Raw genomic sequence first — 26081 nt, 5'->3', positions numbered from 1 at the left:
GATATCAGTGGGTCAGCCGACACGTGTGGGTCAGGCTGAGTGCATCGCGAGCAAGCTCACTGCTATAGATTCAGAACGTTATCAAGGCTGCTCCGCCAGACTGAAAATCCGCTCCATGGGCTGCCATTTGTTGCCCGGTTCGGTCCAGGGTGTCGGCTTCTGGAAAGCCCACATCAGGTCTTCCCATTCCTGCACTTTGGGGTTCTCGACAGCGGCCTTGTCCATCGCTTCGGCACTGAATTCTCTGGTGGTTTCCATGACCATGAACAGCCGCGTGCCCAGCCGCCAGATCTGCATGTCGAGCACGCCCTGTTCGCGCAGGTGAGCGGCGATCTCTGGCCAGATCCGCGCGTGCAGGCGTTGATATTCGGCAATCGACGCGGGGTCGTCGGCCAGGTCCAGCGCCAGGCACAGTCGCTGCGCGCTCATGTCAGCGCCCGGTCCAGATGGGTGTAACCGCCATCGACCACCAGCCATTGTCCGGTGGTGTGCGAGGCGCGCGACGACAACAGAAACAGCACGCTGTCGGCGATTTCGGTCGGCGTGGTCATGCGCTTGCCCAGCGGAATTTTCTCGACGATCTTCGCCAGCTTCGCCTGTGGGTCGGTAAAGCTGTCGATCCAGCGCTCATACAACGGCGTCATCACTTCCGCCGGAATCACCGCATTGACCCGCACGCCATCCTCGAGCAATGAGGCCGCCCACTCGCGAGTCAGCGAGAGCTGCGCACCTTTGGACGCGGTGTAGCCGCTGGTGCCGCCCTGGCCGGTCAGGGCCGTCTTGGAACCGATGTTGACGATCGCACCCTGGCTCGCTTTCAGCGCCTCGACGCACAAATGCGCCATCAGGTAGTAATGGATCAGGTTCTTTTCCAGCGACTCGATGAACGCCTCGCGTCCCGCGTCCAGCCCGACGTTGTCGTTGACCCCGGCGTTATTGACCAGCCCGTCGATGCGCCCGAAACGTTCGAGCACGCTGCTGACGGCGGCGGCACATTGCGCTTCGTCGCGCAGCTCGACCTGGACGAAGAGGCTTTGCGGCTGGCGCTGATCGAGCTGTGCAGCCAACGGCGGGGGCAGCGGCTGGTTGGCGAAGATCACCGGGATCGCGCCTTCTTCGGCCAGACCCAACGAGATGGCGGCGCCGATGCCCGAGCCGCCGCCGGTCACGATGATGACTTTGTCTTGCAGGTGCAGATTCATGGGCAGTTTCCTTGCAGGCCATAAAGGCGGAGGGCAGTGCCGCCACGGATCGCCGCCTGTTCGTCGGCGGACAGCTCGCGCAGGGCGCTTTCGAATAAGTGGTGGACGTCGCCGTAGCTGCCGGCCAACTGGCACACCGGCCAGTCCGAGCCGAACATCAAACGCTGCGGACCGAACAGCTCCAGCGCAAGGTAGAAGTACGGCAGCAGCTGCACGGGTCGCCATTGCTGCCAGTCCGCCTCGGTGATCAGCCCCGAAAGCTTGCAACTGACGTGGGGCAGGGCCGCAAGCGGGCTGATGCGGTCGGCCCAGGCCAGCGGGTTTTCCTGCGACAGATCGGGTTTGCCAAGGTGATCGAGGATGATGTGATGGTCGTCGTGACGTTTGCAGAACTCGGCAGCGGCCGGCAGATCGGCGTCCTTGATCAGCAGGTCGTAGCTCAGTTCGCGGGCTTGCAGCAGACGCATGCCTCGGGCGAACGCCGGGTCTTGCATGAACAGCGAAGGCGACGGCTCGTCCTGGATCAGGTGGCGCATGCCCACCAGCTTGCGGGCCTGCGACCAGCTTTCCAGCTGGCGTTCCAGATCCGTCGCGCGCAAATCGACCCAGCCGACCACACCGACGATCCACGGATACTCATCGGCCAGCGCCAGCAGCGCATCGGTCTCATCGCTGCATTGGCGGGCCTGCACGGCAACGCAGCCGTCCAGGCCGTGCGCATCGAGTAACGGCTTCAGGTCCTGTGGTTGAAAGTCACGACGCAGCAGGCCGTGACGATCGTCGATCCACGGATACTCCTGCGCCTGGTAACGCCAGAAATGCTGATGAGCGTCCAGGCGTAACGCGGCCGCCGGGTTGCTCAAGTGTCGGGACGACATTGTTGTTGTACTCCGTCCGTTTTCGTTGCCTGTCACATCTCATCTGCTGGCGCGAGCAAGCTCACTCCTGCAAGGGATAAGCGCTTGATCAGGTAAAAGCAGGATCAGCCCCGATACGCATACTGTTTCCTCGACGCCTCTTTCATCTGGATCGAAAACCCTGGCGCCGAGGGTGGCATGTACGCCGCATCGCGGATCACGCAGGGGTCTTCGAAGTGTTCATGCAAGTGATCGACGAACTCCACCACGCGGCCTTCGTGAGTCCCGGCGATGCACAGGTAATCGATCATCGACAGGTGCTGCACGTACTCGCACAGCCCGACGCCGCCGGCATGCGGGCACACCGGCAGGTGATATTTGGCAGCCATGAGCATGACCGCCAGCACTTCGTTGACCCCGCCCAGGCGGCAGGCGTCGATCTGCACCACGTCGATGGCTTCACGCATGATCAGTTGCTTGAAGACGATGCGGTTCTGACACATCTCACCGGTGGCGACTTTTACCGGCAGTACGCCGAGTCGAATCTTGCGGTGGCCTTCGACGTCATCCGGGCTGGTCGGCTCTTCGATGAACCAGGGCTTGGCAAAGGACAGCTCGCGGACCCAGTCGATGGCGGCGTCGACTTCCCAGACCTGATTGGCATCGATCATCAAATGCCGATCCGGACCGAGCACTTCGCGGGCGATGCGCACCCGGCGAATGTCGTCCTGCAGGTCGCGACCGACCTTGAGCTTGATGTGCGAAAAACCGCCGTCGACGGCTTCCTGGCACAGCCGGCGCAGTTTGTCGTCGGGGTAGCCCAGCCAGCCGGCAGAGGTGGTGTAGCAGGGATAACCCTTGGCCTGCAGCGCTGTCAGGCGCTCGGCCTTGCCCTTGGCGCGATCACGCAGCAAGGTCAGTGCTTCGTCCGGGGTGATGCAGTCGGTGATGTAACGAAAATCGATGCAGCGCACCAGTTGCTCGGGGCTCATGTCGGCCACCAGTTGCCACACCGGCTTGCCCTCGGCCTTGGCCCACAAGTCCCACGTGGCGTTGACCACCGCGCCGGTCGCCAGGTGGATGGCGCCCTTGTCCGGGCCGATCCAGCGCAACTGGCTGTCGCTGGTGACGTGCCGCCAGAAGCGCCCCATGTCTTCGGCGATCCACTCAAGCTTCAGGCCGACCATGACGCCGGACAGCGCCTTGATCGCCGCGCAGCAGATCTCGTTGCCACGGCCGATGGTGAAGGTCAGGCCATGGCCCTGCAATGCGGGATCATCGGTTTCAAGAATGACGTAAGCGGCGGAGTAATCCGGGTCGGGGTTCATCGCGTCGGAGCCGTCCAGCGACTGCGAAGTGGGAAAGCGAATGTCTTCAACGCGCAGGGCGGTGATGGTCGTCATGGCGGATCCCTTTGGAATTGTTGTTGGGAGGCAGTGAGTCTCGGATGCAGCGGTCATCCGGCGGAAGTGAGTGCTCACGACGAGGCCGGTCCGCGCGTTTTCTGCGGTCCGGACGACGCCTTCGTGAGCGTGCTCACTGCCCTCCGTGCAGCGCCGTCGGTCGGTGCGACGGCGCCATCCTGATCAAGCGTCGACGGTCAGTTGCTCCTGTTCACCCAAGCCTTCAATGCCCAGGCGCATGCGCTGACCGGCGCGCAGGAATACCGGCTCCGGCTTGATGCCCAGGCCCACGCCCGGCGGCGTTCCGGTGGAAATCACATCACCCGGTTGCAGGCTCATGAACTGGCTCAGGTAGCTGACCAGTTTCGGGATCTGGAAAATCATCGTGCGGGTATTGCCGTTCTGGTAACGCTTGCCGTCCACTTCCAGCCACAGGTTGAGCTGATGCGGATCGGCGATCTCATCTTTGGTCACCAGCCACGGGCCGGTCGGGCCGAAGGTGTCGCAGCCCTTGCCCTTGTCCCAGGTGCCGCCGCGTTCGATCTGGAATTCGCGCTCGGAGACATCGTTGATCACGCAATAGCCGACCACGTGATCCATCGCATTGGCTTCGTCGATGTAGCGGCCGCCCTTGCCGATCACCACGCCCAGCTCCACTTCCCAGTCAGTCTTTCTGGAGTTGCGCGGGATCTCGACATTGTCGTTCGGGCCAATGATCGCGCTGGTCCACTTGTTGAAAATGATCGGTTCCTTCGGGATGTCGGCGCCGGTTTCCGCCGCGTGGTCGGCGTAGTTCAAGCCGATGCAGATGAACTTGCCGACCTGACCCACGCACGCACCGATGCGCGGTGAGTCCTGCACCAGCGGCAGACTGGCCGGGTCCAGCGCCTTGAGCCTGGCGATGCTTTCCGGGCTCAGTGCCGGGCCTGACACGTCATCGATGAATTCCGACAGGTCGCGAATGCCTCCGTCTTTGTCCAGCAGGGCCGGAAGTTCTTTGCCTGGTTCGCCGTAACGCAGCAGTTTCATTGGATGTCCTCGTTTGAATGATGAATCAGCATGGGGTCTCAGCCCGTATAGGTGTGCTTGCTCGCGAGAGCGTCGTATCAGCCACCGCTTGCGAAACAGACATATCGCATCGCGAGCAAGCTCACTTCTACAGGGGGCAGGTAGGCGTGGGTGAGTTCAATTACTCCATCCACCATCGATGATCTGTGCCGTACCGGTGGTGAACCCGCTGGCAGGGGAGCCGAGGTATAACGCCAGTTGCGCGATTTCCTGCGGCGTACCCAGGCGGCCCATGGGCTGGCGGGCCTCGAACGCAGCGTACACATCGGCCTCGTCCCGCTGCTCGCGGGCCGCCTGTTCGGCCACCCGCTGACGCAATGACGGCGACTCGACGGTGCCGGGGCAGATGCAGTTGCAGCGGATGTTCTGACCGACGAAGTCGGCGGCGACCGAGCGAGTGATGCCGATCACGGCGGCCTTGCTGGCGCAGTAGGCGAAGCGGTTGGGAACGCCCTTGATGGCCGAGGCCACCGACGACATATTGATGATCGAGCCGCCGCCGTTGGCCAGCATCGCGGGCAGGAACGCCCGAATCATCTTGTACATGGCCGTGACGTTGAGGTCGAACGCGAAATTCCAGTCTTTGTCCGAACACTCCAGAATGTTGCCGCTGTGCACCACGCCTGCGCAGTTGAACAGTACATCCAGTGCGCCGATCTCAGCGGCCAGTTGCTCGATGGCGCGGTGGTCGGTGACGTCGAGTACGTGTTTGTGCACGCCCTGCAGGGTGTCCAGCGCGGCGCCGTTGATATCGACCGCAAAGACTTCCGCGCCGGCATTCAGATAAGCCTCGACACTGGCTTGACCGATGCCTTGAGCTGCGGCAGTGATGAGCACGCGCTTACCGGTAAGGTCCATGATGCATCCTTTGTTTTTATTGTTGAGGCGACCGTGGTCGGTCTGATGGTCAGGCCATTCAACGCGTGCCAGGGGAGTTGAGCCGAACCCTTCCGGGTTTGCTATCATCCGCTCGTCACAGGCGTACAATGGTCAGGCCATTGGTCCTGTTTTTAGCACTTGTTTTCGGCCTCAACAAGGTCATTTTCATGCCGGACAGCCATCTTCATCTTTGAGCCGAGTGCCCATGCCAATCCAAGCTATTGATAACCAACGGCTTTACCGCCAGATCGCCGATCAGCTTCGGGCCTTGATCGACAGCGGCGAATTTCCGCCCGGTAGCCGATTGCCCGCCGAACGAGAGCTGGCCAAGTTATTGGGTGTCAGTCGAGCGTCGGTGCGCGAGGCGATGATCGCGCTGGAAGTCATCGGCCTTGTCGATGTGCGCGTCGGGAACGGCGTACTGGTGTGTGAGCCACCGGTGCAGTCGCTGTCGGATGAACCGGTGATGACCCAGGCGACCCGCGATCAGTGGAAAGACGTCGATCCGGAGCTGGGCATCGAGGTGGATTTCAGTGCGGAAATTCCGCCGTTCGCCTTGCTCCAGGCGCGCCGTCTGATCGAGCCGGAGACCGCGGCGCTGGCGGCGCAGAACGCGAGTGATGAAGAGCTGGAGTCGATCCGCGAAGCCTTCGAGCGCAACACCCGCGACAACCGCGAACATTCCCACACTCATCCGGGCGACCGGCTGTTCCATATCCGCATCGCCCAGGCGTCGGGCAACCCGGCGTATGCGCTGATGATCCAGCACTTGCTGGGTCATCAATACGGCAGCATGTTCCAGCGTCTGCAGGCGCATTACACCTCGGACGACATGCCGTTCCGCTCGGAGCACGAGCATCGTTTGGTTCTGCAGGCGCTGCAGAACCGTGACCCGCACGCCGCGCGGCAGGCGATGGCCGATCACCTGGATGAAGTGATCCGGATCTTCAGTCGCGGCGGGGCGTAACCGTCGCCGCGGCTGCAGACCCTCTCAACCGTGGTCAGTCATGCGTCGGTGGAGAGCGTCACCGCTTCCCACGCGGCAATTTCCGATTCCAGCAGGGCCAGCTTGTCCCGCACCAGTTTCAACGCATCGCTGCCGAGCAACAGGTGGGCAGGCGGGTTTTCGCTGTCGATCAGTTTCAGCATGGCGTTCGCCGCTTTCAGCGGATCGCCGATCTGTTTGCCGCTGCGTTCCTCCCGGGCCTTGCGGATCGGGTCGAAGGTTTCGTCGTAATCGGCGATCTGGCGAGGCGAGCGTTGCATCGAACGACCTGCCCAATCCGTGCGAAACCCGCCTGGCGCCACTGCCGTGACGTGCACGTTGAACGGCTTGAGCTCTTTGCCCAATGCTTCTGAAATTCCTTCCAGCGCGAACTTGCTGCCGTTGTAGTAGGCGATGCCCGGCATGGTGATGAAGCCGCCCATCGATGTGATGTTGAGAATGTGGCCTTTGCGACGCTGACGAAACAACGGCACGAAGGCTTTGGTGATCGCGACGGCGCCGAACACATTGACGTCGAACTGGCGGCGCAATTCGTCCAGCGACGACTCTTCCAGAATGCCTTCGTGACCGTAGCCGGCATTGTTGACCAGCACGTCCACCGGCCCGAACGCTTTGTCGACGTTGGCGATCACGGTGTCGATGGCGTCGAATTCGGTGACGTCCAGCAGCACACCGTGGGCGCGGCCGTTCGTGTGGGATTCAAATTCGGCCAGTGCTTCCTGGGTGCGCAGGGTGCCGATCACGGTGTGTCCGGCGGCCAGCGCCTGCTGCGCCAACGCTTTGCCGAAGCCACTGCTGACGCCGGTGATGAACAGGGTTTTGGTCGTGGTCATGTCGTTTCCTCACAAGGCAGATGTCGTTGCTCGATAACGCCATATTAGAAACCTCGGGCTGCGAAGCGCTGTACCAGTCCTCCGGGATGATTGCCTGATCCTGCACGGGGCGACATCACCGATCATTGCGCGCGAGCACTTGCAGGACCAGCTTCAGCCGGGAAGGGGCCGGTGCGTTGGGTGGAGATGCAGCGGCTGGAAATCAGTCTTCGCGGGCAAGCGCGCTCATGCAGTGACAGAGCGGGTGCGAGCGCCTGCGAACGGGCGTGCAGCGTTCAGGTTCGGGGGTTGGCCGAGTTCTTGGTCACCAGCCGCAATCCACTCGCCACGCTGCCCACGGCGGCGAAACCGGCGCCAATGCTCAAGGCCAGCACCGGGCCGTGTGCGCTGGAGATGCCGAAGCTCAACGCGACCAGCGCCGCGCCTGTCGCCTGACCGATCAGCCGTGCCGTGGCGATGGTGCCGCTGGCGCCGCTGGAGCGCTCCTTGGGGGCGCTGGTCATCAGGGCTTTCTGGTTGGGCGCCTGGAAGAAACCGAAGCCGATGCCGCAAAGGATCATCCGCAGCACGATGGACACAACGCTGGCGTCGGCCGGCATGGTCGCCAGCGAGATCATCCCGCCGCACAGCATGGCCAGGCCAATGCCGCCCAGCAGGCCGGGTGGGTAGCGGTCCGACATGCGCCCGGCGAACGGCGCGATCATCGCCACCACCACGGACCATGGCGTCATCAGAAACCCCGTCTGCACCGGGTCGCGGCCGAGCGTGGTTTCAAAAAAGAATGGCAGTGACACGAACGCCAGCCCTTGGGTGGCGAACGAGCAGAATGCGGTCAGCGCCGACAGGGCGAACATCGGCCGCTTGAGCAAGTCCAGCGGAAACATCGGTGCAGGATGGCCCGCCTCGCGCTTGAGCATCGCCGCGCCGCCCACCAGAAACACCGCCAGCGCAATCAGCACGCTGCTCATGGAGCCCAGCTGCGCCGCTTGGCTGAGCGCGAAAATCAGGGCGCCGAAGGTGATCACGTTGAGGATCGCGGTCACCCGGTCGAAGGTCAGGCTGCCCGGCCGGGTGGCAGGCAGGGAGTTCCAGGCGAAGACCAGCGCGAACACGCCGATCGGCAGGTTGATCGCGAACAGCCAGGGCCAGTTGGCGACTGAGAGCACCAGCGAGGCGATGGTCGGGCCGATGGAAAACGAGGTGCGGACGACCAGCGCGTTCATGCCCAGACCGCGACCGAGGCGTTCGTGGGGGAAGATTGAGCTGATCAGCCCGGCATTGACGCTCATGATCGCGCTGGCGCCAATGCCCTGCAGTACGCGGGCGATGGTCAGCGTCGGCAACGACCAGGAAAACGTACACAGCGCCGACGACACCACGAACAGGATCAGGCCACCCAGATACACTTTGCGCTGCCCCAGCACGCCGCCTAGCGCGGCGAACGGCAACAAGGTGGCGACGGCGGCGAGTTGGTAGGCATTGATGATCCACACCGATGCGGCAGGCGAGGCGTGCAGGTCGGCGGCGATGGCGGGGAGTGCGGTATTGGCAATGGCTGTGTCCAGTGTCGCCAGGGCGATGGACAGCAGAATCGCGACCATGCCGCGAAACTCGCGAGAGGTCAGTTTATCGTTGACGCGTGGGGAATCCTGAGTGGCGGGCTGGACCATTATCGACAACGCTCCGAGAGAGGCGACAGGCGGGTCTGCAAGCACAGACGAAAGCGTGATGGTGCCGGTTCGGCAGGGGGCTGTGCAATGGGCAATGCTTGAGTTTGAGCGGTTCGCGCGTTTGACGGACTGTCGAGAGGCGTCGAAAACGGGTAAAAGCGCGCTTGCCAGCGAAGCGTTCATCTCATCCGATCAAGCTGCAGCTGACGCAGCATTTGTTCGGATCATGAGTGTCTTCGCGGGCAAGCGTGTCAATGTAGAGCGCGGGGGTGCTTAGCCCGCCGGCGCATCGATATCCCGGTCAGTCTCTCCCGTCTGGTTTTCTTCTTTGGTGGTGTCCGGAGACTCATGCTCTTCGGGCTCGAAGTCAGGCGTGAAGCTGTTTTCGCCGGACAGATTGCCGTTGTTCTCCTGGCTCTGCGCACCGTTGTTGCTCTGACTCTGCGCGCCGCCCTGTGCAGGCGCCTTGTCCTGACCCATCTGGTTATCCGGGGTATCCGGGTCAATGGCCGGGTCGTTGCGTTCGCCGTTCTGCTGATTATTCGGGTTAGCCATATCCACCTCTTCGGTCATGCCCTGTTCAAAGGGCTTACAGATATCGATGGCGCCGCCTTGCAAGCGTTCGATCAATCTGCCGACTGGTTGCCAGCGCGGCTCAGCTGTCTCGATAGGCGCCCGTCACCGGCAGGCGGCTGCCGAGGCGATAGCGCGAGGAGGGATGCACCAGCCGCACGAAGGTGACCACGCGCCCGCTGTTCCACGTCCGGCGCAGCAACACCAGACACGGCTCGCTGGCGTCGATCTGCAACAACCTGCGCTCCTCGGCGCTCGGGTGACTGGCTTCGACGATGTGCTCCATCTCGTCCGGTTGAATGATCTGCAGCAGATAGCGCGCCGACTGCAACGTGTCACCGAATGGCTGCTCGAGAAACGCCGGGGCGGTCTGCGGATTGACGTAGCGATCTTCCAGCTGCACCGCGACGCCGTCCTCGTAATGCACGCACAGCAGATGAAACACCGACGCACCGGTCGTCAGGGACAGCGCAGCGGCGATCGGCATCGAAGCGGCTTCCCGACCCAGATGCAGCACCTGGCAGTGATAGCGATGACCGCGCGCGACGATCTCGTCGGCGATGTTGGTGATGTGCAGCAGGTTGGACTGCGGCTTGCTCTCGGCCACGAACGTGCCGACCCCGGTCACCCGCAGCAGCCGGCCTTCTTCCGTCAGTTCGCGCAAGGCGCGATTGACTGTCATGCGCGACATGCCCAGTTCCAGCACCAGACGGTTCTCCGACGGAATCAGGTCGCCGGGCTTCCATTCCCCGGACACCAGCTTGCCGTGCACGAACTCCTTGGCCTGCCGATACAGGGCCTGCGGTGCCGGCTTGTCCATCATTGACCTCCTTAACGCAGTACGGTCCGGATGATCACCTGCAGGAGCGCGCTTGCCCGCGATCACGACGGGTCTGCGCCATCCTGTCTCAAGATCTTACGACCGGTTCCCGGCCGATCGTGGGCAGGCGCGCTCTTACAAGATCAGCGCTTGCTGTTTGCCGTCCTGCCAGAATGCGTTGCGGTCCAGGTAGTTCTGCAAAAACTGCTGCAAACGCGGCTGTTCCGCGTTGTGGAAAATCTGCTGCGGCGTGCCGCGCGCGACCACTTCGCCCTGATCGAGGAAAATCACCGAGTCGGCCACCTGCGCAGCGAAACCCATCTCGTGGGTCACCACGACCATGGTCATGCCTTCTTTGGCGAGCGTCTTCATCACTTGCAGCACTTCGCCCACCAGTTCCGGATCCAGCGCCGAAGTCGGCTCATCGAACAGCATGATGTGCGGCTCCATCGCCAGTGCCCGGGCGATCGCCACGCGCTGCTGCTGACCGCCCGACAACTGCGCCGGATAGGCCTGGGCCTTGTGTGCCAGACCGACCTTGTCGAGCATCGCCATGCCACGGGTGTTCGCTTCGTCTGCGGGCAGTTTGCGCACGCGGCGCAAGGCTTCGCAGACGTTGCCGATCGCTGTCATGTGCGGCCACAGGTTGAACTGCTGGAACACCATGCCGACGTTGCGCCGCACCTGATTGATCTGCGACTGCGGAGCACGACGGCGACCCTTGTCGGTCTCCTGCCAGCCGAGCAACTGGCCCTCGATGCGGATCTGGCCTTCGTCGTATTCCTCGAGAAACGCCATGCTGCGCAGCAGGGTGCTTTTGCCCGACCCGGAAGGGCCGATCAGGCACACCACTTCGGAGCGGCGCACCTGCAGATCGATGCCTTTGAGCACGCGCAGGTTGCCGAAGCTTTTGCCGACCCTGTCCAGCGTCAGAATGGTTGGCTGCTCGCCGGGCGCTGTTGCCGAAGTCTTCATGCTTTCACCTTGTTTCTCGCGTGTGCTGGCGGACACGGGGCCGCTGGGAATCAGGAAACTGTTCATCGTGGTTGCTTGTTCATGAAGCGGCCGACGCGGGTTTCCAGGAGCATGCCCAGCCGCGAGCACAGCTCCACCAGAATCAGGTAGCCGATGCACAGCATCAGCAGGGTTTCGACGAACGCGAACGTCTCCGAGCCGATCCCGGTGAGCACCATCGTCAGCTCCGGAATGGTGATGATCGACAGCACGGCGGTTTCCTTGCACAGCACGGTAATCATGTTCACCAGCGCCGGAAGGATGATCACCAGCATCTGCGGGACCTGGATGCGCCAGATGCATTGCAGGCGGGTGATGCCCAGGCAATCGGCGGCTTCCAGTTGCCCGCGGGCGACCGAGTCGAAGCCGGAGCGGAAGATTTCGGCAAAGTACACGCTGCCATAGACGCCCAGGCCCAGAATGCCGGCCGGAATGGGGTCCAGGCTCAACCCGAAGGACGGGCCGCCGTAGTACACCAGAAACAGTTGCACCAGAAACGGCGTGCTGCGGATCAGCTCGATGAACACCCTGAGCGGCGCGCGCACGACGTTGTTGCCGAATACCTGTGCCACGGCGATCAACATGCCCAGGGCGATGCCGAGCACGACGCCGCTGCTCCACGTGGCGAGGGTGACCATGAAGCCCGAGCCGATGTCGCCCAGGTGGTCGGTGATGATGGTCGGATCGAAGATCATGCGGTCTCCTCCTTGAGCCGACGCTCCAGCACGCTGCCACAGAAGGCCAGCGGAATGTTGATCAGGCAATAGAAGCCGGCCAGCATCAGGTAGTCCTGAACGAACATGTAGTCGCTGGCGGCGAGGTTCTGCGCGGTGCGCGTCAGATCGGCCAGGCCCACCACCGACACCAGTGACGATGCCTTGATCAGCAGGATCATTTCATTGACCAGCGCCGGCAGCGTCAGGCGTACGGCCTGAGGCACACGGATGCGGATCAGCATCTGGCTGGCGCTCATGCCGAGCAACCCTGCGGCTTCGAGCTGGCCGCCCGGAATGGCGAGGAAACCGCCGCGCATGATTTCCGCGATGTAAGCGCCCGCCGCCAGCGACAGGCCAATGATCGCGGCCACCGTGGGCGACACGTTGGGCAGGCCGATGCGCGGCAGGAAGTAATAAATGAACAGCAACTGGACCAGCAGCGGAATGCCGCGGAACACGAAGATGTAAGCGCCGCCCAGACGGCGGAGCAGGGGAATCGGGGACAGACGCAGGCTGCCGACGACGATGCCGATGACGAAACCGAACGCCAGCGCGGCGATGGACACCTGCAACGTCACCCACAGGGCGCCGAGCAATAAAGGTGCGTTCTGCTGCAGCAAGGGCCAATCGAACACGTTGTGACTCCAGCTATCTCGAACGGGTGGCGTTGCACGTGTAGGAGCGTGGCTTGTCCCGCGATCGGCTGCGAAGCAGTCGCAAGTCCATGTCTCCCGGCGGCACCTGAAACACCGCATGGGTAGACTTTACGACGACTTCGTCGCCGGTCGCGGGACAAGCCGCGCTCCTGCAGAGGGGCGTGGCGTTGCTGAGCGCGCGCTTTACCACGTCGGCTCGAAATCACCCTTCGGCACGTCCATCTCCGCACCAAGCCATTTTTTCTGCAGGGCGGCGAGGCGGCCGTCGTCGTGCATCCTGGTCAGGGCTGCGTCCAGCGCCGCGATCAGGCTGTCGGCATCGGCGTCCTTGCGGCCCAGGTACGCGAAATAGGATTTCTTGCCGAACGGCGGCTGCACCACTTTGTACAGATTGGCTTTCTGGGCAGCGACGTAAGAGATGTTCGGCAGCGAGTTGGCGACGGCGACGATGCGCTTGGCCGCGAGGTCAGCGTAAGCCTGGTTGTTGTCGACGTATTCGCGAATGGTGACCTTCTCCGGCAGGGTCGCGGCGAAGGCTTTGAGCTCTTCGAGTTGCGCTGACCCTTTACCGGCACCCACGGTTTTGCCGGCGATGTCTTCAGGCTTCTTGATGCTGTCGTCCTTGGCCCCCGCCATCAGCGCCACAGTGGCTTCGGCAATGGGCGAAACGAAGTGATAGCGCTCTTTGCGCGCCTTGGTGACGATGATCGGGCCGGCAACCACGTCGAATTTCTTCGCTTCCAGCCCTGGCAGCACGCTCGGCCAAGGCAGATCGAGGAACTTGATCTTGACCCCCAGCTCCTTGCCCAGCTCCTCGAACAACTCGGCGTTCAGGCCTTTCTGTTTGCCCCCATCGAGAAAGTCGAACGGGGCAAATTGCATTTCGGTGCCGACAACCAGCTCACCGGCTTTCTTCACGTCGGCCAACTGGTCCGCCTGCGCCGCGATGGAGAAAGCCGTCAGCGCCGCCGCGATGCTCAGGCTTTTGAACGTCTTACTGAAAAGAGAATCGAGTCGCATTGTGTAACTCCTTCAGATGCAGTGTTGTCGTCGTGAGGTGGGGCAGATGTGCTACGGGTGCTGCAGTTAGCGTGCCATACCGGTATATACAACCGGCCGGCCGTTCAGCCGAAGATCTTGCCCGGGTTGAGAATGCCCTTGGGGTCCAGGCTGTTCTTCAGCGCGACCATCGTCTGCATGGCGTCCGCACTGACGGAGTGGTGAAGAAACTCGCGCTTGAGCAGGCCGATGCCATGCTCGGCGGACACCGCCCCGCCCAGCTCGCCGACCGCGCTGTAGACCAGTTCTTCGATCTCGAACACGGGCGCAGGCTGAGGCAGCGAATGGCAGTCCACCGTCAGGTGCAGATTGCTGTCGCCGATGTGGCCGAAATACACGCTGCGGTTGCCGGGCCAGCGCAGGTCCAGGCGTTCGCGGCACAGGTCTGCGAACTCACCGATCTGGCCAATGGGCAGGCTGATGTCGAAATTCAACGGCGCCAGGCGCACCGGAAACTCTGCGGTCGCTTCACGGATCTTCCACAAGCTGCGCGCCTGGGCCTGCGAGCTGGCAAGGATGGCGTCAACCACTTCGCCCGCATTGAGGGCGGCTTCCAGTGTCTGCTGCAGCGCTTCATCGCTGGCCGAGGATTCGAGCAGGACGTAAAGCGGGTGATGATCCGGCATGGGCGAAACCGGGTTTTCCAGCCAGGACACGCCCATGCGAAAGAAGTCCTGCCACATCAATTCGTACGCCTGGGGCGTGCCGACGCTGCGCTGGATGCGCCGCAGCAAGGCGACGGCGCTGGGGTAGTCGGGCAGGGCGCAGAGCAACGTGGTGGACTGGCCCGGCTGTGGCGCCATCTTCAGCACCGCGCGGGTAATCACCCCAAGGGTGCCTTCGCTGCCGATGAAGCACTGTTTCAGGTCATAGCCGCAGTTGTTCTTGATCATCTTGTTCATCAGGTTCAACACACGACCGTCGGCCAGCACGACTTCCAGGCCCAGCACCAGGTCGCGGGTCATGCCATAACGGATCACTGCGTTGCCGCCGGCGTTGGTGGCGATGTTGCCGCCGATCTGGCAGGAACCGCGCGCGCCCAGGTCCAGCGGAAACAGAAAGCCGGCGTTGGCGACAGCGTGCTGAATGTCCTGCAGAGCGGTACCGGCCTTGACCGTGACAGTGGCGGCCGCGGCATCGATTTCTTCGATGCCCTGCAAACGATCCAGCGACAGGGCGATGTCCGTCGCCCTCGGCACCGCGCCGCCCGCCAGCCCGGTCATGCCGCCTTGCGGGACGACCGGTTGACCTGCAGCGTTGCAGATGCGCAGGGCGGCGGCGACCTGTTCGGTGTCTTTAGGCAGGAGCAGCGCTGCCGGGCAGGTGGGGGCGTGGCGGGTCCAGTCGCTGTAGTGACGCTGACTGATCGAGTCGCCCGTCAGCACCTGCCCGTCGCCCAGGGCGTCGCGCAATCGGGTGAGGGTCTGTTGCAGGTCGTTCATGACATCAACTCACGGAAAAGGTCGCGTCGCGCTGGCGGCTGGCGCGCAACTGGTTCAGGTCCGGCTGCCCGAGCAGGGTCAGGGCCAGACGCAATTCATGACTCAGCAGATCAAGGGCGTGACCGGCACCCGCCTGACCGCCCACGGCGACGCCATACAGCGTGGCGCGGCCCAGCAGGACTGCATCGGCGCCCAGTGCGCAGGCTTTGAGAATGTCGGTGCCGCGCCGGATGCCGCTGTCCAGAAGAATGCTCAGCTTGCCTTTCGCGACCTCGGCGATGGCTGGCAGGCAATCGAGACTGGCAGGCACGCCGTCGAGCTGGCGTCCGCCATGGTTGGTCACCACAACGCCATCGAGCCCAAGCTGCACGGCGCGTTCGGCGTCCTCAGGATGCATCACGCCCTTGAGCAGCAGCCGATGAGGCCAGCGCTCGCGCAGGCGGGCGAGAAACTCCCAACTCAGCTGCTTCTCCATCTTCGCGCCGATGAAATGCGCGGCGCCGGCTGCGTTGCGTTGATCGGCAGGCAAGTAGCGATCCAGATTGGCCATGCTCGGCATGCCGTGGGGCCACAGCGTCTGCCGGATCCAGCGCGGATGGCGCAAGACGTCCAGCTTGTTGCGCAGGCTCAGTTGGCGCGGACGGGCGAAATTACGTCGGTCCCATTCGCGATTGCCGAGCAGAACGGCGTCGGTGGTCAGCAGCAAGGTCTTGCAACCCACGGCGTCGGCGCGTTGCAGCAAGTCTTCCTGCACGGCGGGGTCGCTCATGCTGTAAAGCTGAAACCAAAGATCGACGCCCGGAACGGCCTGGACGATCTGCTCCATCGAAGTGGTCGAGACCGTGCTCAGGGAGAAGGGCAGCCCGCGCTCGGTGGCGGCGCGCGCCAGGTGGATATCGGCGTCGCGAAACAGCATGCCGTTGTAGCCCGTGGGCGCGATGGCCATCGGCAGGGTTTTGTGCTCGCCGAGTAGCATGCGGTGCGTGTCCGGCGACTCGCCCGGCACCAGCGTTCGGGGCAACAGGCTGACCTCGGCGAACGCCTGGCGATTGCGCGCCAGCGTCAGTTCTTCCTCGGCGCCGCCCTCAAGGTATTCCCAGGCGAAATGCGGCAAGCGACGACGGGCCATATGGGCCAGTTCGGCGATGCTGTGCGCACGATTGAAATCAGTGCCGGCGTGATAACGACGCATGAATGTCCTTGGTCGAGCTGTATAGACAGCCGACGCAAGATACAGGCCAGTTCAGCGCTGGAGGCTGGGTCTCGGGTTGCCAACGATCTCGCAGCAGAAAAGCCGAAAGGATGTCACCAAAAGTTGCACCGATTGCGTTCCCGTGCCCATTGATGGGGCGTCCAGAAACTTCATGCCGCCCGGTTCGCTCCATCTGCACAGGCACGTACGATGTTCCGCGATTGCGGTGGTCAGCCATTGATTGCCTGTCTGACACACCGCAATCGCGGGCACGCATGGCCCTGCAGACTCCCGCGTCTCATGCACGGCATATTAAATGCTTCACCTGTCTATACAGCTTGCCGATCCTTTCGTAGACAGGAGTTTGCATGACCGTTCACAGCAACCCCGCATCCATCAGCCTCCCGCTGATCGACATGGCCGGTGTCCGAGAAGGCGACCCGTCGGCGATCGCGCGTGCCGGAGAGGCCATCCGCAAGGCCTGCAGCGAAACCGGGTTTTTCTACATCATCAATCACGGCGTGCCGCAGAAGGTGATCGACGCCGCCATGGCTGCGGCGAAGACTTTTTTTGCCTTCCCGGCGGAGGTCAAGCGTCAGGTCGCGGTCAACAAACGCCATCGCGGCTGGCACGCGCTGGGCGGGGCGCTGATGTACGAAGCGACCAAGCCGGACTTCAAGGAATTCTTCAGCATGGGCTTGGAGTTGCCGGAAGACGATCCATGCGTGTTGGCGGGGGAGGCGCTGCGCGGGCCCAACCAGTGGCCGGATTTCATGCCCGAACTGCGTCTGGCGCTGGATGCGTATTACGAAGAAATCGGCGAGGCCGGTGCGGACTTGCTCAAGGCGGTCGCGGTGGGACTGGGCATTGCTCCGGCGTTTTTTGAGCCCAAGTACGGCAAACGCCTGCAACGCACGCAGATGGTCTATTACCCGCCGCATCCGCCGAGGGCTGAGACGGATCAGTTCGGCGTGGCGCCGCACACCGATTACGGCTGCATCACGCTGTTGTATCAGGACAACAGCGGCGGCCTGCAAGTGCGCGAGCTGGGCAGCAACAGTTGGATCGACGCGACGCCGATGGAAGGCAGCCTGGTGGTCAACGTCGGCGATCTGCTGGCGCGCTGGTCCAATGACCGTTTTCGATCGACGCTGCATCGGGTGATCAACACGTCGGGGCACGAGCGGTATTCGATTGCGACTTTCTATGACCCGACCTACGGCGCGGTGGTCGACCCCTGTGATCTGGGCATCGATTCCGCATCCAGCCTTTATCCACCCGTGGCGGCAGGCGATTACATCCTCAAGCGGATCGACGACTCCATGGCGTATCGCAGGAAAGCGCAGTGATTAGGGCCATGAGCCGATGCATTCGATTGGATGAACGCGAGCAAGCGCGCTCCTGCGGGGTTGTGTGTCGAGCACAAAAAAGGGGAAGCAGACATCAATCTGCTTCCCCTCATGCCGTTTCCGGCTTGCCGCCGCTGTTTCAGATCACTGCCAGAATCGCCTGGGTCACCGCTCCGATGTTGCGCGTGTTCAGCGCTGCAACGCAGATGCGGCCGGTGTCCAGCGCGTAGATGCCGAACTCGTTGCGCAGACGATGCACCTGCTCGGTGGTCAGGCCCGAATAGGAAAACATCCCACGCTGACGCGCGACGAAGCTGAAGTCCTGGCCCGCGGCATTGTTCGCCAGACGTTGGGTCATCTCTTCACGCATGCCACGAATGCGCAGGCGCATTTCTGCCAGCTCGTCTTCCCATTTCTGACGCAGCTCAGGGCTGTTCAACACCGCGGCAACGATGGTCGCGCCATGGGTCGGCGGGTTGGAGTAGTTGGTGCGGATCACACGCTTGACCTGCGACAGAACGCGCGCGGTTTCTTCTTTGGAGTCGGTGACGATCGACAGCGCGCCGACGCGCTCGCCATACAGCGAGAACGATTTGGAGAACGAGCTGGAGGCGAAGAACGTCAGGCCGGAGTCGGCGAACAGGCGCACGGCGGCGGCGTCTTCGTCGATGCCATCACCAAAGCCCTGATAGGCCATGTCCAGGAACGGCACGTGGCCTTTGGTTTTCAGGACCTCAAGGACTTTTTTCCAGTCTTCCAGGGTCAGGTCGACACCGGTCGGGTTGTGGCAGCACGCGTGCAACACGACGATGGAGCCCGCCGGCAGATTCTGCAGGTCTTCCAGCATGCCCGCGCGATTGACGTCATGGGTCGCGGCGTCGTAATAGCGATAGTTCTGCACCGGGAAGCCGGCGGTTTCAAACAGCGCGCGGTGGTTTTCCCAGCTCGGGTCGCTGATGGCGACGACCGCGTCCGGTGACAGCTGCTTGAGGAAGTCGGCACCGATTTTCAGCGCGCCGGTACCGCCGACGGCCTGCACGGTCATGACCCGGCCCGAGGCCAGCAATGGCGACTCGGCACCGAACAGCAGGGTCTGCACGGCCTTGTCGTAGGCTGCGATGCCATCGATCGGCAGATAGCCGCGGGGTACGTGTTGAGCGACACGAATCTCTTCTGCTTCGGCAACGGCACGCAGCAGCGGAATTTTCCCTTCTTCGTTGCTGTAAACGCCTACACCCAGGTTGACCTTGGTCGTACGGGTATCAGCGTTGAATGCTTCGTTGAGGCCCAGGATAGGATCGCGTGGTGCCATTTCGACAGCGGAGAACAGGCTCATTTTTGCGGCAGCTCTGAATGGGGAGTGAATGGGTAGCATCGCTCCGGCCGAATGCACTAGAGCGGTGCACAAACGGGGAGCTAGTATAGAGGCCATCGCCGACGGGGGCGACAGGTCAGGGGCGGTTTTTTCGAGGTATTTCCGATTATTTCCCGACCATTAGTCATGTCGCGCGGACTAATGTCCTGACGACGGCTTGAAAGCCGGCGATGACGACTCCATTTGTAGTCCCATCACTTCCTTTCACGTGCGTCTTTTCCTTTGGCGGGATCAGCCGTCCGCGCTCATTACGCCCCGGCCAGACGTCATGCTGTGGGGGCGAACACAGAGGTACGTTATGTCCGAGTTCCAACTCGTTACCCGTTTCGAGCCGGCCGGGGATCAGCCGGAAGCCATTCGTCAGCTGGTCGAGGGCATCGACGCCGGGCTGTCGCACCAGACGCTGCTGGGTGTGACCGGCTCAGGCAAGACGTTCAGCATTGCCAACGTCATTCAGCAGGTCCAGCGCCCGACCCTCGTGCTGGCGCCGAACAAGACCCTGGCCGCTCAGTTGTATGGCGAGTTCAAGGCGTTCTTCCCGAACAACGCGGTCGAGTACTTCGTCTCTTACTACGATTACTACCAGCCGGAAGCTTATGTGCCTTCGTCCGACACCTTCATCGAGAAGGATGCGTCGATCAACGACCACATTGAACAGATGCGCCTGTCCGCGACCAAAGCCCTGCTGGAGCGCAAGGACGCGATCATCGTCACCACGGTGTCGTGCATCTACGGTCTGGGCAGTCCGGAAACCTACCTGCGCATGGTGTTGCACGTCGATCGCGGCGACAAACTCGACCAGCGTGCCTTGCTGCGCCGTCTGGCGGACTTGCAGTACACCCGCAACGACATGGACTTCGCCCGCGCGACCTTTCGCGTGCGCGGGGACGTGATCGACATTTTCCCCGCCGAATCGGACCTCGAGGCCATTCGCATCGAGCTGTTCGACGATGAGGTCGAAAGCTTGTCGGCCTTCGACCCGCTGACCGGTGAGGTGATTCGCAAGCTGCCGCGCTTTACCTTCTATCCCAAGAGCCACTACGTGACGCCGCGCGAGACGCTGCTGGACGCGATGGAAGGGATCAAGGTCGAGCTGCAGGAGCGGCTGGAGTACCTGCGCGGCGCCAACAAGCTGGTGGAAGCGCAGCGCCTGGAACAGCGCACCCGTTTCGACCTGGAGATGATCCTCGAGCTGGGCTACTGCAACGGCATCGAAAACTATTCCCGCTACCTGTCCGGTCGTCCCGCAGGGGCGCCGCCGCCCACGCTCTACGATTACCTGCCGGCCGATGCGCTGCTGGTGATCGACGAGTCCCACGTCAGCGTGCCGCAAGTGGGCGCCATGTATAAGGGCGACCGCTCGCGCAAGGAAACCCTGGTGGAATACGGCTTCCGCCTGCCGTCGGCGCTGGACAACCGGCCCATGCGATTTGACGAGTGGGAATCCGTCAGCCCGCAGACCATCTTCGTTTCGGCCACGCCCGGTCCTTATGAAGGCGAGCACGCTGGGCGCGTGGTCGAGCAAGTCGTCAGGCCGACCGGCCTGGTCGACCCACAGATCGAAATCCGTCCGGCGCTGACTCAGGTCGACGATCTGCTGTCGGAAATCAAGAAGCGCGTCGAACTGGAAGAGCGCGTGCTGGTGACGACGCTCACCAAGCGGATGTCCGAAGACCTCACCGACTACCTGGCCGATCATGGCGTGCGCGTGCGTTACCTGCACTCGGACATCGACACCGTGGAGCGGGTGGAAATCATCCGCGATCTGCGCCTTGGCACCTTCGACGTGCTGGTGGGGATCAACCTGCTGCGCGAAGGCCTGGACATGCCCGAAGTGTCGCTGGTAGCGATTCTCGATGCCGACAAGGAAGGCTTCCTGCGCTCCGAACGCTCGCTGATCCAGACCATCGGCCGCGCGGCGCGCAACCTCAACGGCCGGGCGATCCTGTACGCAGACAACATGACCGGCTCGATGGAGCGGGCCATCGGCGAGACCGAACGCCGTCGCGACAAGCAGATCGCGTTCAACCTCGCCAACGGCATCACGCCCAAAGGCGTGGTCAAGGACATCACCGACATCATGGAAGGCGCCACCGTCCCCGGCTCGCGCAGCAAAAAACGCAAAGGCATGGCCAAGGCCGCCGAGGAAAACGCCAAATACGAAGCAGAGCTGCGCTCACCCAGCGAAATCACCAAGCGCATTCGCCAGCTGGAAGAGAAGATGTACCAACTGGCTCGGGATCTGGAGTTTGAAGCAGCGGCGCAGATGCGTGATGAAATCACCAAACTGCGGGAGCGGTTGTTGGCGGTTTGAGTGTTTGATGCTGCTCGCACGGTTCTACGCGCCGCATAAGGCTCGATGAGCTGGATGGCGTCAATGCGCAGCCCCACCCTTGAAGCCCGACGGCAGCTTTTTGGTCAGCATCACCGCCACCATGCTGATCCCTAGCGCGATCCCGACAAAGTGAAACGCGTCGTTATAGGCCATGATTGCGGCCTGTTGGTGGGCGATTTCGCTGAGCTTGCCCAGTGCCGCCGTCTCGTTGCCCAATCGGTCGGTCAGTTGCGTCAGGCGCTCGGCCACCTGCGGGTTGGCGGGGGAGATGGATTCTCGCAGGTAATCGAAGTAGGTCTTGGTGCGGGCGTCCAGCAGCGTGGCCAGCAAGGCGATGCCGATGGCACCGCCCAGGTTGCGCAGGATGTTGAACAGGCTCGACGCTGAACCGGCGTCCTGCGGCTGAATGAATGCCGTGGCGATCAGTGAGACGGTGACCATGATCAGTGGCTGCCCGAGGGCGCGGACAATCTGGATGTGGTTAAACTGCGGCCCGGCAAAGTCAGGGTTGAGCACGCCTGACGAAAAGCTGGCAATGCCGAACAGGCCAAAGCCAAGGGTGCACAGCACTTTGGGGGAGATGACCTTCATCAACTGTGGCACCAGCGGAATCAAGAACAGCTGCGGCACGCCCATCCACATGATCACTTCGCCGATCTGCTGGGCGTTGTAGCCTTGCACCTGCGCCAGGTACAGCGGCAGCAGATAGATCGAGCCGTACAATCCTACGCCCATGCCGACGCTGGAAATACTCGACAGTCCGAAGTTGCGGTTACCCAGAATGCTCAGGTTGATCAGCGGTCTGGGTCGGGAAAACTGGATGATCACGAACGTGATCAGACTGAGCAGGGCGACGCTGCCCAGGCCCACGATCAGCGTCGACTCCAGCCAGTCCTTGCGATGCCCTTCTTCCAGAAACACCTGCAGGCAGCCGAGGCCGACGCCGAGGGTCACGATGCCGGCGTAATCGGTGCTTTTGAGCAGTTCCCAGTGCGGCGCTTTCTTTTCCAGTCCGTAGAGCAGCCCGGCAATCATCACCAGGCCAGGCGGAATATTGATGTAGAAAATGTATTCCCAACCGAAATTCTCCGTCAGCCAGCCTCCCAGGGTCGGGCCGATGGAGGGCGCGAAGGTCGCCGTCATGGCGAACAGCGCCATGCCTTTGGCGCGGTGGTGTTCGGGGAGTTTGATCAGCGTCAGGGTGAACGCCAGCGGGATCAGCGCGCCGCCGGTAAAGCCCTGCATGGCGCGGAACACGATCATGCTTTCCAGGCTCCAGGCCATCGAGCAGAGCAGCGAAGACAGCAGAAACCCCACCGACACCCACACCGCCAGACGCCGCGCCGAGAGCAGCTGCACCAGCCAGGCGGTGAGCGGGATCATGATGATCTCGGCCACCAGATAGGAGGTGGAAATCCAAGAGCCTTCTTCAAGGGTCGCCGAGAGCGCGCCTTGAATGTCCTTGAGTGACGAGTTGGTGATCTGGATGTCCAGCACCGCCATGAAGGCGCCGAGCATCACGCTCATCACTGCAATCCAGTCGCGCCGGGTCGGCTCACCGACCGGACGTATCAGCTCGTCACCGGCCACTGTGCGGGTCGTTCGCCGGCTTGATGTTGACCGAAACGGTCACCGACATTCCCGGGCGAACCTTGCCATGCAGAGGGTTATCCGGCGCGAACGTCAGCTTCACCGGAATGCGCTGCACGACTTTGGTGAAATTGCCCGTCGCATTATCCGGCGGCAGCAGGCTGAACTGCGCGCCGGAGGCGGCGAACAGGCTGTCCACCCGCCCTTGAATCGGCGTGCCCGGAAAACTGTCGAAGGTCAGTTCGGCCGGCTGACCGATTTCCATGTGCTCGATCTGCGTTTCCTTGAAATTGGCCTGCACCCAGATGTCCTCATCAGGCACCACCGACAACAGGTAGGCGCCAGCCTGAACGTACTGACCGTTGCGGGCGGCACGCTGGCCGATCAGGCCGCTGATCGGTGCATGAATTTCAGTACGCTGCAGGTTGATCTGCGCCTGAGCCAGGTCGGCGCGGGCGTTGGCGATCTGCGCGTCCAGGCGCTTGATGTCGGCGTTCAGCGCATTGACTTGCTGGCGTTGGCTCTGCGCATCGGCCTGGGCCTTGGTGACTTGCGAGCGCGCGACGCTGCTGTCGGCGGTCATGGTCGTCACCTGCGCTTCGGAGACGAACCCCGGCGTGCGCAGTTTCTGCAGGCGGGCCAGGTCGAGCTGCGTACGACCCAGCGTCGCCTGATTGGCCTGCACCTGAGCGTCGCTTGCGGCAATCAGGCTCGCCTGCTGAGTCAGCTTGCTTTGCGCTTGCAGGCGCTCGGCTTCACGCGTAGCAAGGGTGGCCTGCGCCCGCTCGATGGCCAGCCGGAAGTCGTCGGGTTCCAGACGCACCAGCAATTGCCCCTGCTGCACAGGCTGGTTGTCCTGCACCAGCACCTCGCTGATCCGCGCGCCCAACTGACTGGAAACGCGCGTGATCTCGCCCTGCACGTAAGCATTGTCGGTGGATTCGTAGAACCGGCCCTTGAAGTACCACTGGGCGAAGAAGGCGAGGGCGATCAGCAGGACCACCCCGAGAAAGATGAGCAGGCGGCGTTTGAGTTGGGCGGGCATGGTCGTTCTGAATTATTAGAATGTAAGCAAATTTATCAGCATTCGCGATTGGACACCTAGCCGCCGTTGGAATAATGACTGGAAGTGATATTTCGGTATTCAGTCGGGTGGAGCCATGCCGCGCTGACGCTGCGGGATGTCACCGGGCCGATTCTGTCCGCCATGCCGAGCTGGCGCTGGAGCCGCGACGGCTGCGCCTGTTAAGATTCGCGGCTTGTTCGATCTATTCGGAATTTTCCATGACCACCGTTCGTACCCGCATCGCGCCATCGCCCACCGGCGACCCTCACGTTGGCACGGCTTACATCGCACTGTTCAACTACTGCTTTGCCAAGCAGCACGGCGGCGAATTCATCCTGCGCATCGAAGACACCGATCAGCTGCGCTCGACCCGCGAGTCCGAACAACAGATTTTCGACGCACTGCGCTGGCTCGGCATCGAGTGGAGCGAAGGCCCTGATGTGGGCGGCCCGCATGGTCCGTATCGCCAGAGCGAACGCGGCGACATCTATAAGAAGTACGTCCAGGAACTGGTCGACGCCGGCCACGCCTTCCCGTGCTTCTGCACCGCCGAAGAACTGGACCAGATGCGCGCCGAACAGATGGCACGCGGTGAAACCCCGCGTTACGACGGCCGCGCACTGCTGCTTTCCAAGGAAGAAGTCGCGCGCCGTCTGGCCGCGGGCGAGCCGCATGTGATCCGCATGAAGGTGCCGAGCGAAGGAGTGTGCATCGTGCCGGACATCTTGCGCGGCGAGGTCGAAATCCCGTGGGATCGCATGGACATGCAAGTCCTGATGAAGACCGACGGCCTGCCGACGTACTTCCTGGCCAACGTGGTCGACGATCACCTGATGGGCATCACCCACGTGCTGCGCGGCGAGGAGTGGCTGCCTTCGGCGCCGAAGCTGATCCTGCTGTACGAATATTTCGGCTGGGAAAAACCTGCGCTGTGCTACATGCCGCTGCTGCGCAACCCGGACAAAAGCAAGCTCTCCAAGCGCAAGAACCCGACCTCGGTCACGTTCTACGAACGCATGGGCTTCATGCCTGAGGCGATGCTCAACTACCTGGGCCGCATGGGCTGGTCGATGCCGGACGAGCGCGAGAAGTTCTCGTTGCAGGAGATGGTCGATAACTTCGACCTGAATCGCGTGTCTCTTGGCGGCCCGATCTTCGACATCGAGAAGCTGTCCTGGCTCAATGGTCAGTGGCTGCGCGAACTGCCGGTGGAAGCGTTCGCCGCCCGCGTGCAGAAATGGGCGTTCAACAGCGATTACATGATGAAGATCGCGCCCCACGTTCAGGGCCGTGTCGAAACTTTCAGCCAGATTGCACCGTTGGGCGGGTTTTTCTTCGCCGGCGGCGTGACCCCGGACGCAAAACTGTTCGAGCACAAGAAGCTGTCGCCGGAGCAGGTGCGTCAGGTCATGCAACTGATCCTGTGGAAGCTCGAGTCACTCCGTCAGTGGGAAAAGGACCGAATTACGGGCTGCATCCAGGCCGTCGTCGAGCACCTGGAGCTCAAGCTGCGTGACGCGATGCCGTTGATGTTCGCTGCCATCACCGGTCAGGCGAATTCGGTATCGGTGACCGACGCCATGGAAATCCTCGGGCCGGACCTGACCCGTTTCCGTCTGCGCCAGGCCTTGGACCTGCTGGGTGGCGTGTCGAAGAAAGAAAACAAAGAGTGGGAAAAGCTGCTGGGCGCCATCGGCTGAGGCATTGTCGGCCCTGAGCGGGATGCCCAGGGCCGACAAGTCCCTCGAATTCGAAGGGGCAAACCGGGGGAGGGCGGTAAGTGATTGTTATCCCGGAAAATTCTTTTGAAATTTGTTGAAAAAGAGTTTGACAGGTATCGGGACCGCACTTAATATGCGCCCCGTCCACACGGCAACACAGAAACACGGCGGCAACGCAGCGTTATCTGAGAGTGTAATGTGGGGCTATAGCTCAGCTGGGAGAGCGCCTGCATGGCATGCAGGAGGTCAGCGGTT

23 protein-coding genes are annotated in these 26081 nt (G+C 62.3%); 4 read left to right on the top strand and 19 right to left on the bottom strand.

What is annotated here, in order from left to right; genetic code table 11:
* Window positions 1–81 precede the first annotated feature (81 nt).
* The 6 genes from QRN36_RS18825 to QRN36_RS18800 form a co-directional block, all read right to left on the bottom strand.
* Window positions 82–429 carry an L-rhamnose mutarotase gene (locus tag QRN36_RS18825; protein ID WP_285425442.1) on the bottom strand — a complete coding sequence of 116 codons (348 nt, stop codon included), beginning with the start codon at window positions 427–429 and terminating at the stop codon, window positions 82–84.
* Window positions 426–1202 (bottom strand): SDR family oxidoreductase, encoded by a 777-nt coding sequence (locus QRN36_RS18820; RefSeq protein WP_285425441.1) that lies wholly within the window; start codon window positions 1200–1202, stop codon window positions 426–428. Before QRN36_RS18820 ends, QRN36_RS18825 begins: the two co-directional genes overlap by 4 nt.
* Window positions 1199–2080: an amidohydrolase gene (locus QRN36_RS18815; protein ID WP_285425440.1), complete on the bottom strand. Its 882-nt coding sequence runs from the start codon at window positions 2078–2080 to the stop codon at window positions 1199–1201. Before QRN36_RS18815 ends, QRN36_RS18820 begins: the two co-directional genes overlap by 4 nt.
* A gap of 104 nt (window positions 2081–2184) precedes the next feature.
* Window positions 2185–3462 carry an L-fuconate dehydratase gene (locus QRN36_RS18810; RefSeq protein ID WP_285425439.1) on the bottom strand — a complete coding sequence of 426 codons (1278 nt, stop codon included), beginning with the start codon at window positions 3460–3462 and terminating at the stop codon, window positions 2185–2187.
* Between the two features lie 183 nt (window positions 3463–3645).
* Window positions 3646–4491, bottom strand: coding sequence for a fumarylacetoacetate hydrolase family protein (locus QRN36_RS18805; RefSeq protein ID WP_285425438.1), 846 nt, complete (start codon window positions 4489–4491; stop codon window positions 3646–3648).
* A 156-nt stretch (window positions 4492–4647) separates the two neighbouring features.
* The gene (locus QRN36_RS18800; protein ID WP_285425437.1) at window positions 4648–5388 is read right to left on the bottom strand and encodes an SDR family oxidoreductase; all 741 of its coding nucleotides are present in this window, start codon (window positions 5386–5388) and stop codon (window positions 4648–4650) included.
* 226 nt (window positions 5389–5614) lie between these two features.
* On the opposite strand from QRN36_RS18800, the gene QRN36_RS18795 reads away from it, so the two are divergent.
* Window positions 5615–6376, top strand: a complete 762-nt coding sequence (locus QRN36_RS18795) for a FadR/GntR family transcriptional regulator (RefSeq protein WP_285425436.1) — start codon at window positions 5615–5617, stop codon at window positions 6374–6376.
* Window positions 6377–6414: 38 nt separating this feature from the next.
* Here the strand turns inward: QRN36_RS18795 and QRN36_RS18790 are convergent, their stop codons facing one another.
* The 10 genes from QRN36_RS18790 to QRN36_RS18745 form a co-directional block, all read right to left on the bottom strand.
* The gene (locus QRN36_RS18790; protein ID WP_285425435.1) at window positions 6415–7248 is read right to left on the bottom strand and encodes an oxidoreductase; all 834 of its coding nucleotides are present in this window, start codon (window positions 7246–7248) and stop codon (window positions 6415–6417) included.
* Window positions 7249–7523: 275 nt separating this feature from the next.
* The gene (locus QRN36_RS18785) at window positions 7524–8849 is read right to left on the bottom strand and encodes an MFS transporter (RefSeq protein ID WP_285425537.1); all 1326 of its coding nucleotides are present in this window, start codon (window positions 8847–8849) and stop codon (window positions 7524–7526) included.
* Window positions 8850–9191: 342 nt separating this feature from the next.
* Window positions 9192–9473: a hypothetical protein gene (locus QRN36_RS18780; RefSeq protein ID WP_285425434.1), complete on the bottom strand. Its 282-nt coding sequence runs from the start codon at window positions 9471–9473 to the stop codon at window positions 9192–9194.
* A gap of 100 nt (window positions 9474–9573) precedes the next feature.
* Window positions 9574–10311 (bottom strand): histidine utilization repressor, encoded by a 738-nt coding sequence (gene hutC / locus QRN36_RS18775; RefSeq protein WP_285425433.1) that lies wholly within the window; start codon window positions 10309–10311, stop codon window positions 9574–9576.
* 135 nt (window positions 10312–10446) lie between these two features.
* A complete protein-coding gene (locus QRN36_RS18770) occupies window positions 10447–11286 on the bottom strand; it encodes an amino acid ABC transporter ATP-binding protein (protein WP_285425432.1) in 840 nt (279 codons plus the stop codon).
* 62 nt (window positions 11287–11348) lie between these two features.
* Window positions 11349–12020 carry an amino acid ABC transporter permease gene (locus QRN36_RS18765; RefSeq protein ID WP_093459262.1) on the bottom strand — a complete coding sequence of 224 codons (672 nt, stop codon included), beginning with the start codon at window positions 12018–12020 and terminating at the stop codon, window positions 11349–11351.
* Window positions 12017–12676 carry an amino acid ABC transporter permease gene (locus QRN36_RS18760; protein ID WP_285425431.1) on the bottom strand — a complete coding sequence of 220 codons (660 nt, stop codon included), beginning with the start codon at window positions 12674–12676 and terminating at the stop codon, window positions 12017–12019. Before QRN36_RS18760 ends, QRN36_RS18765 begins: the two co-directional genes overlap by 4 nt.
* A 204-nt stretch (window positions 12677–12880) precedes the next feature.
* Entirely contained in the window at window positions 12881–13717 is an 837-nt protein-coding gene (locus QRN36_RS18755; RefSeq protein WP_285425430.1) for a transporter substrate-binding domain-containing protein, read from the bottom strand.
* A 104-nt stretch (window positions 13718–13821) separates the two neighbouring features.
* A complete protein-coding gene (locus tag QRN36_RS18750; protein ID WP_285425429.1) occupies window positions 13822–15198 on the bottom strand; it encodes an FAD-binding oxidoreductase in 1377 nt (458 codons plus the stop codon).
* 4 nt (window positions 15199–15202) lie between these two features.
* Complete coding sequence (locus tag QRN36_RS18745) at window positions 15203–16390, bottom strand: alpha-hydroxy acid oxidase (protein WP_285425428.1); 1188 nt, start codon at window positions 16388–16390, stop codon at window positions 15203–15205.
* Between the two features lie 368 nt (window positions 16391–16758).
* Between QRN36_RS18745 and QRN36_RS18740 the strand changes: the two genes are divergently transcribed.
* Complete coding sequence (locus QRN36_RS18740; protein WP_285425427.1) at window positions 16759–17739, top strand: isopenicillin N synthase family oxygenase; 981 nt, start codon at window positions 16759–16761, stop codon at window positions 17737–17739.
* A 139-nt stretch (window positions 17740–17878) separates the two neighbouring features.
* Here QRN36_RS18740 and QRN36_RS18735 read toward each other — a convergent pair whose 3' ends face one another.
* Window positions 17879–19075, bottom strand: a complete 1197-nt coding sequence (locus QRN36_RS18735; protein ID WP_285425426.1) for an amino acid aminotransferase — start codon at window positions 19073–19075, stop codon at window positions 17879–17881.
* Window positions 19076–19412: 337 nt separating this feature from the next.
* On the opposite strand from QRN36_RS18735, the gene uvrB reads away from it, so the two are divergent.
* Window positions 19413–21428: an excinuclease ABC subunit UvrB gene (gene uvrB / locus QRN36_RS18730; protein ID WP_093459255.1), complete on the top strand. Its 2016-nt coding sequence runs from the start codon at window positions 19413–19415 to the stop codon at window positions 21426–21428.
* A 60-nt stretch (window positions 21429–21488) separates the two neighbouring features.
* Here uvrB and QRN36_RS18725 read toward each other — a convergent pair whose 3' ends face one another.
* Window positions 21489–22979, bottom strand: coding sequence for an MDR family MFS transporter (locus tag QRN36_RS18725; protein WP_285425536.1), 1491 nt, complete (start codon window positions 22977–22979; stop codon window positions 21489–21491).
* 49 nt (window positions 22980–23028) lie between these two features.
* Complete coding sequence (locus QRN36_RS18720) at window positions 23029–24084, bottom strand: HlyD family secretion protein (protein WP_093459253.1); 1056 nt, start codon at window positions 24082–24084, stop codon at window positions 23029–23031.
* Window positions 24085–24323: 239 nt separating this feature from the next.
* On the opposite strand from QRN36_RS18720, the gene gltX reads away from it, so the two are divergent.
* Window positions 24324–25805 (top strand): glutamate--tRNA ligase, encoded by a 1482-nt coding sequence (gltX, locus tag QRN36_RS18715; RefSeq protein ID WP_285425425.1) that lies wholly within the window; start codon window positions 24324–24326, stop codon window positions 25803–25805.
* Window positions 25806–26081 lie beyond the last annotated feature (276 nt).

It is taken from the genome of Pseudomonas sp. efr-133-TYG-103a, assembly GCF_030209235.1.
In the GTDB taxonomy this organism is placed as follows: Bacteria; Pseudomonadota; Gammaproteobacteria; order Pseudomonadales; family Pseudomonadaceae; genus Aquipseudomonas.
Note: the sequence above shows the minus strand (reverse complement) of the source record. Positions and strands in the feature narration are given on the sequence as shown.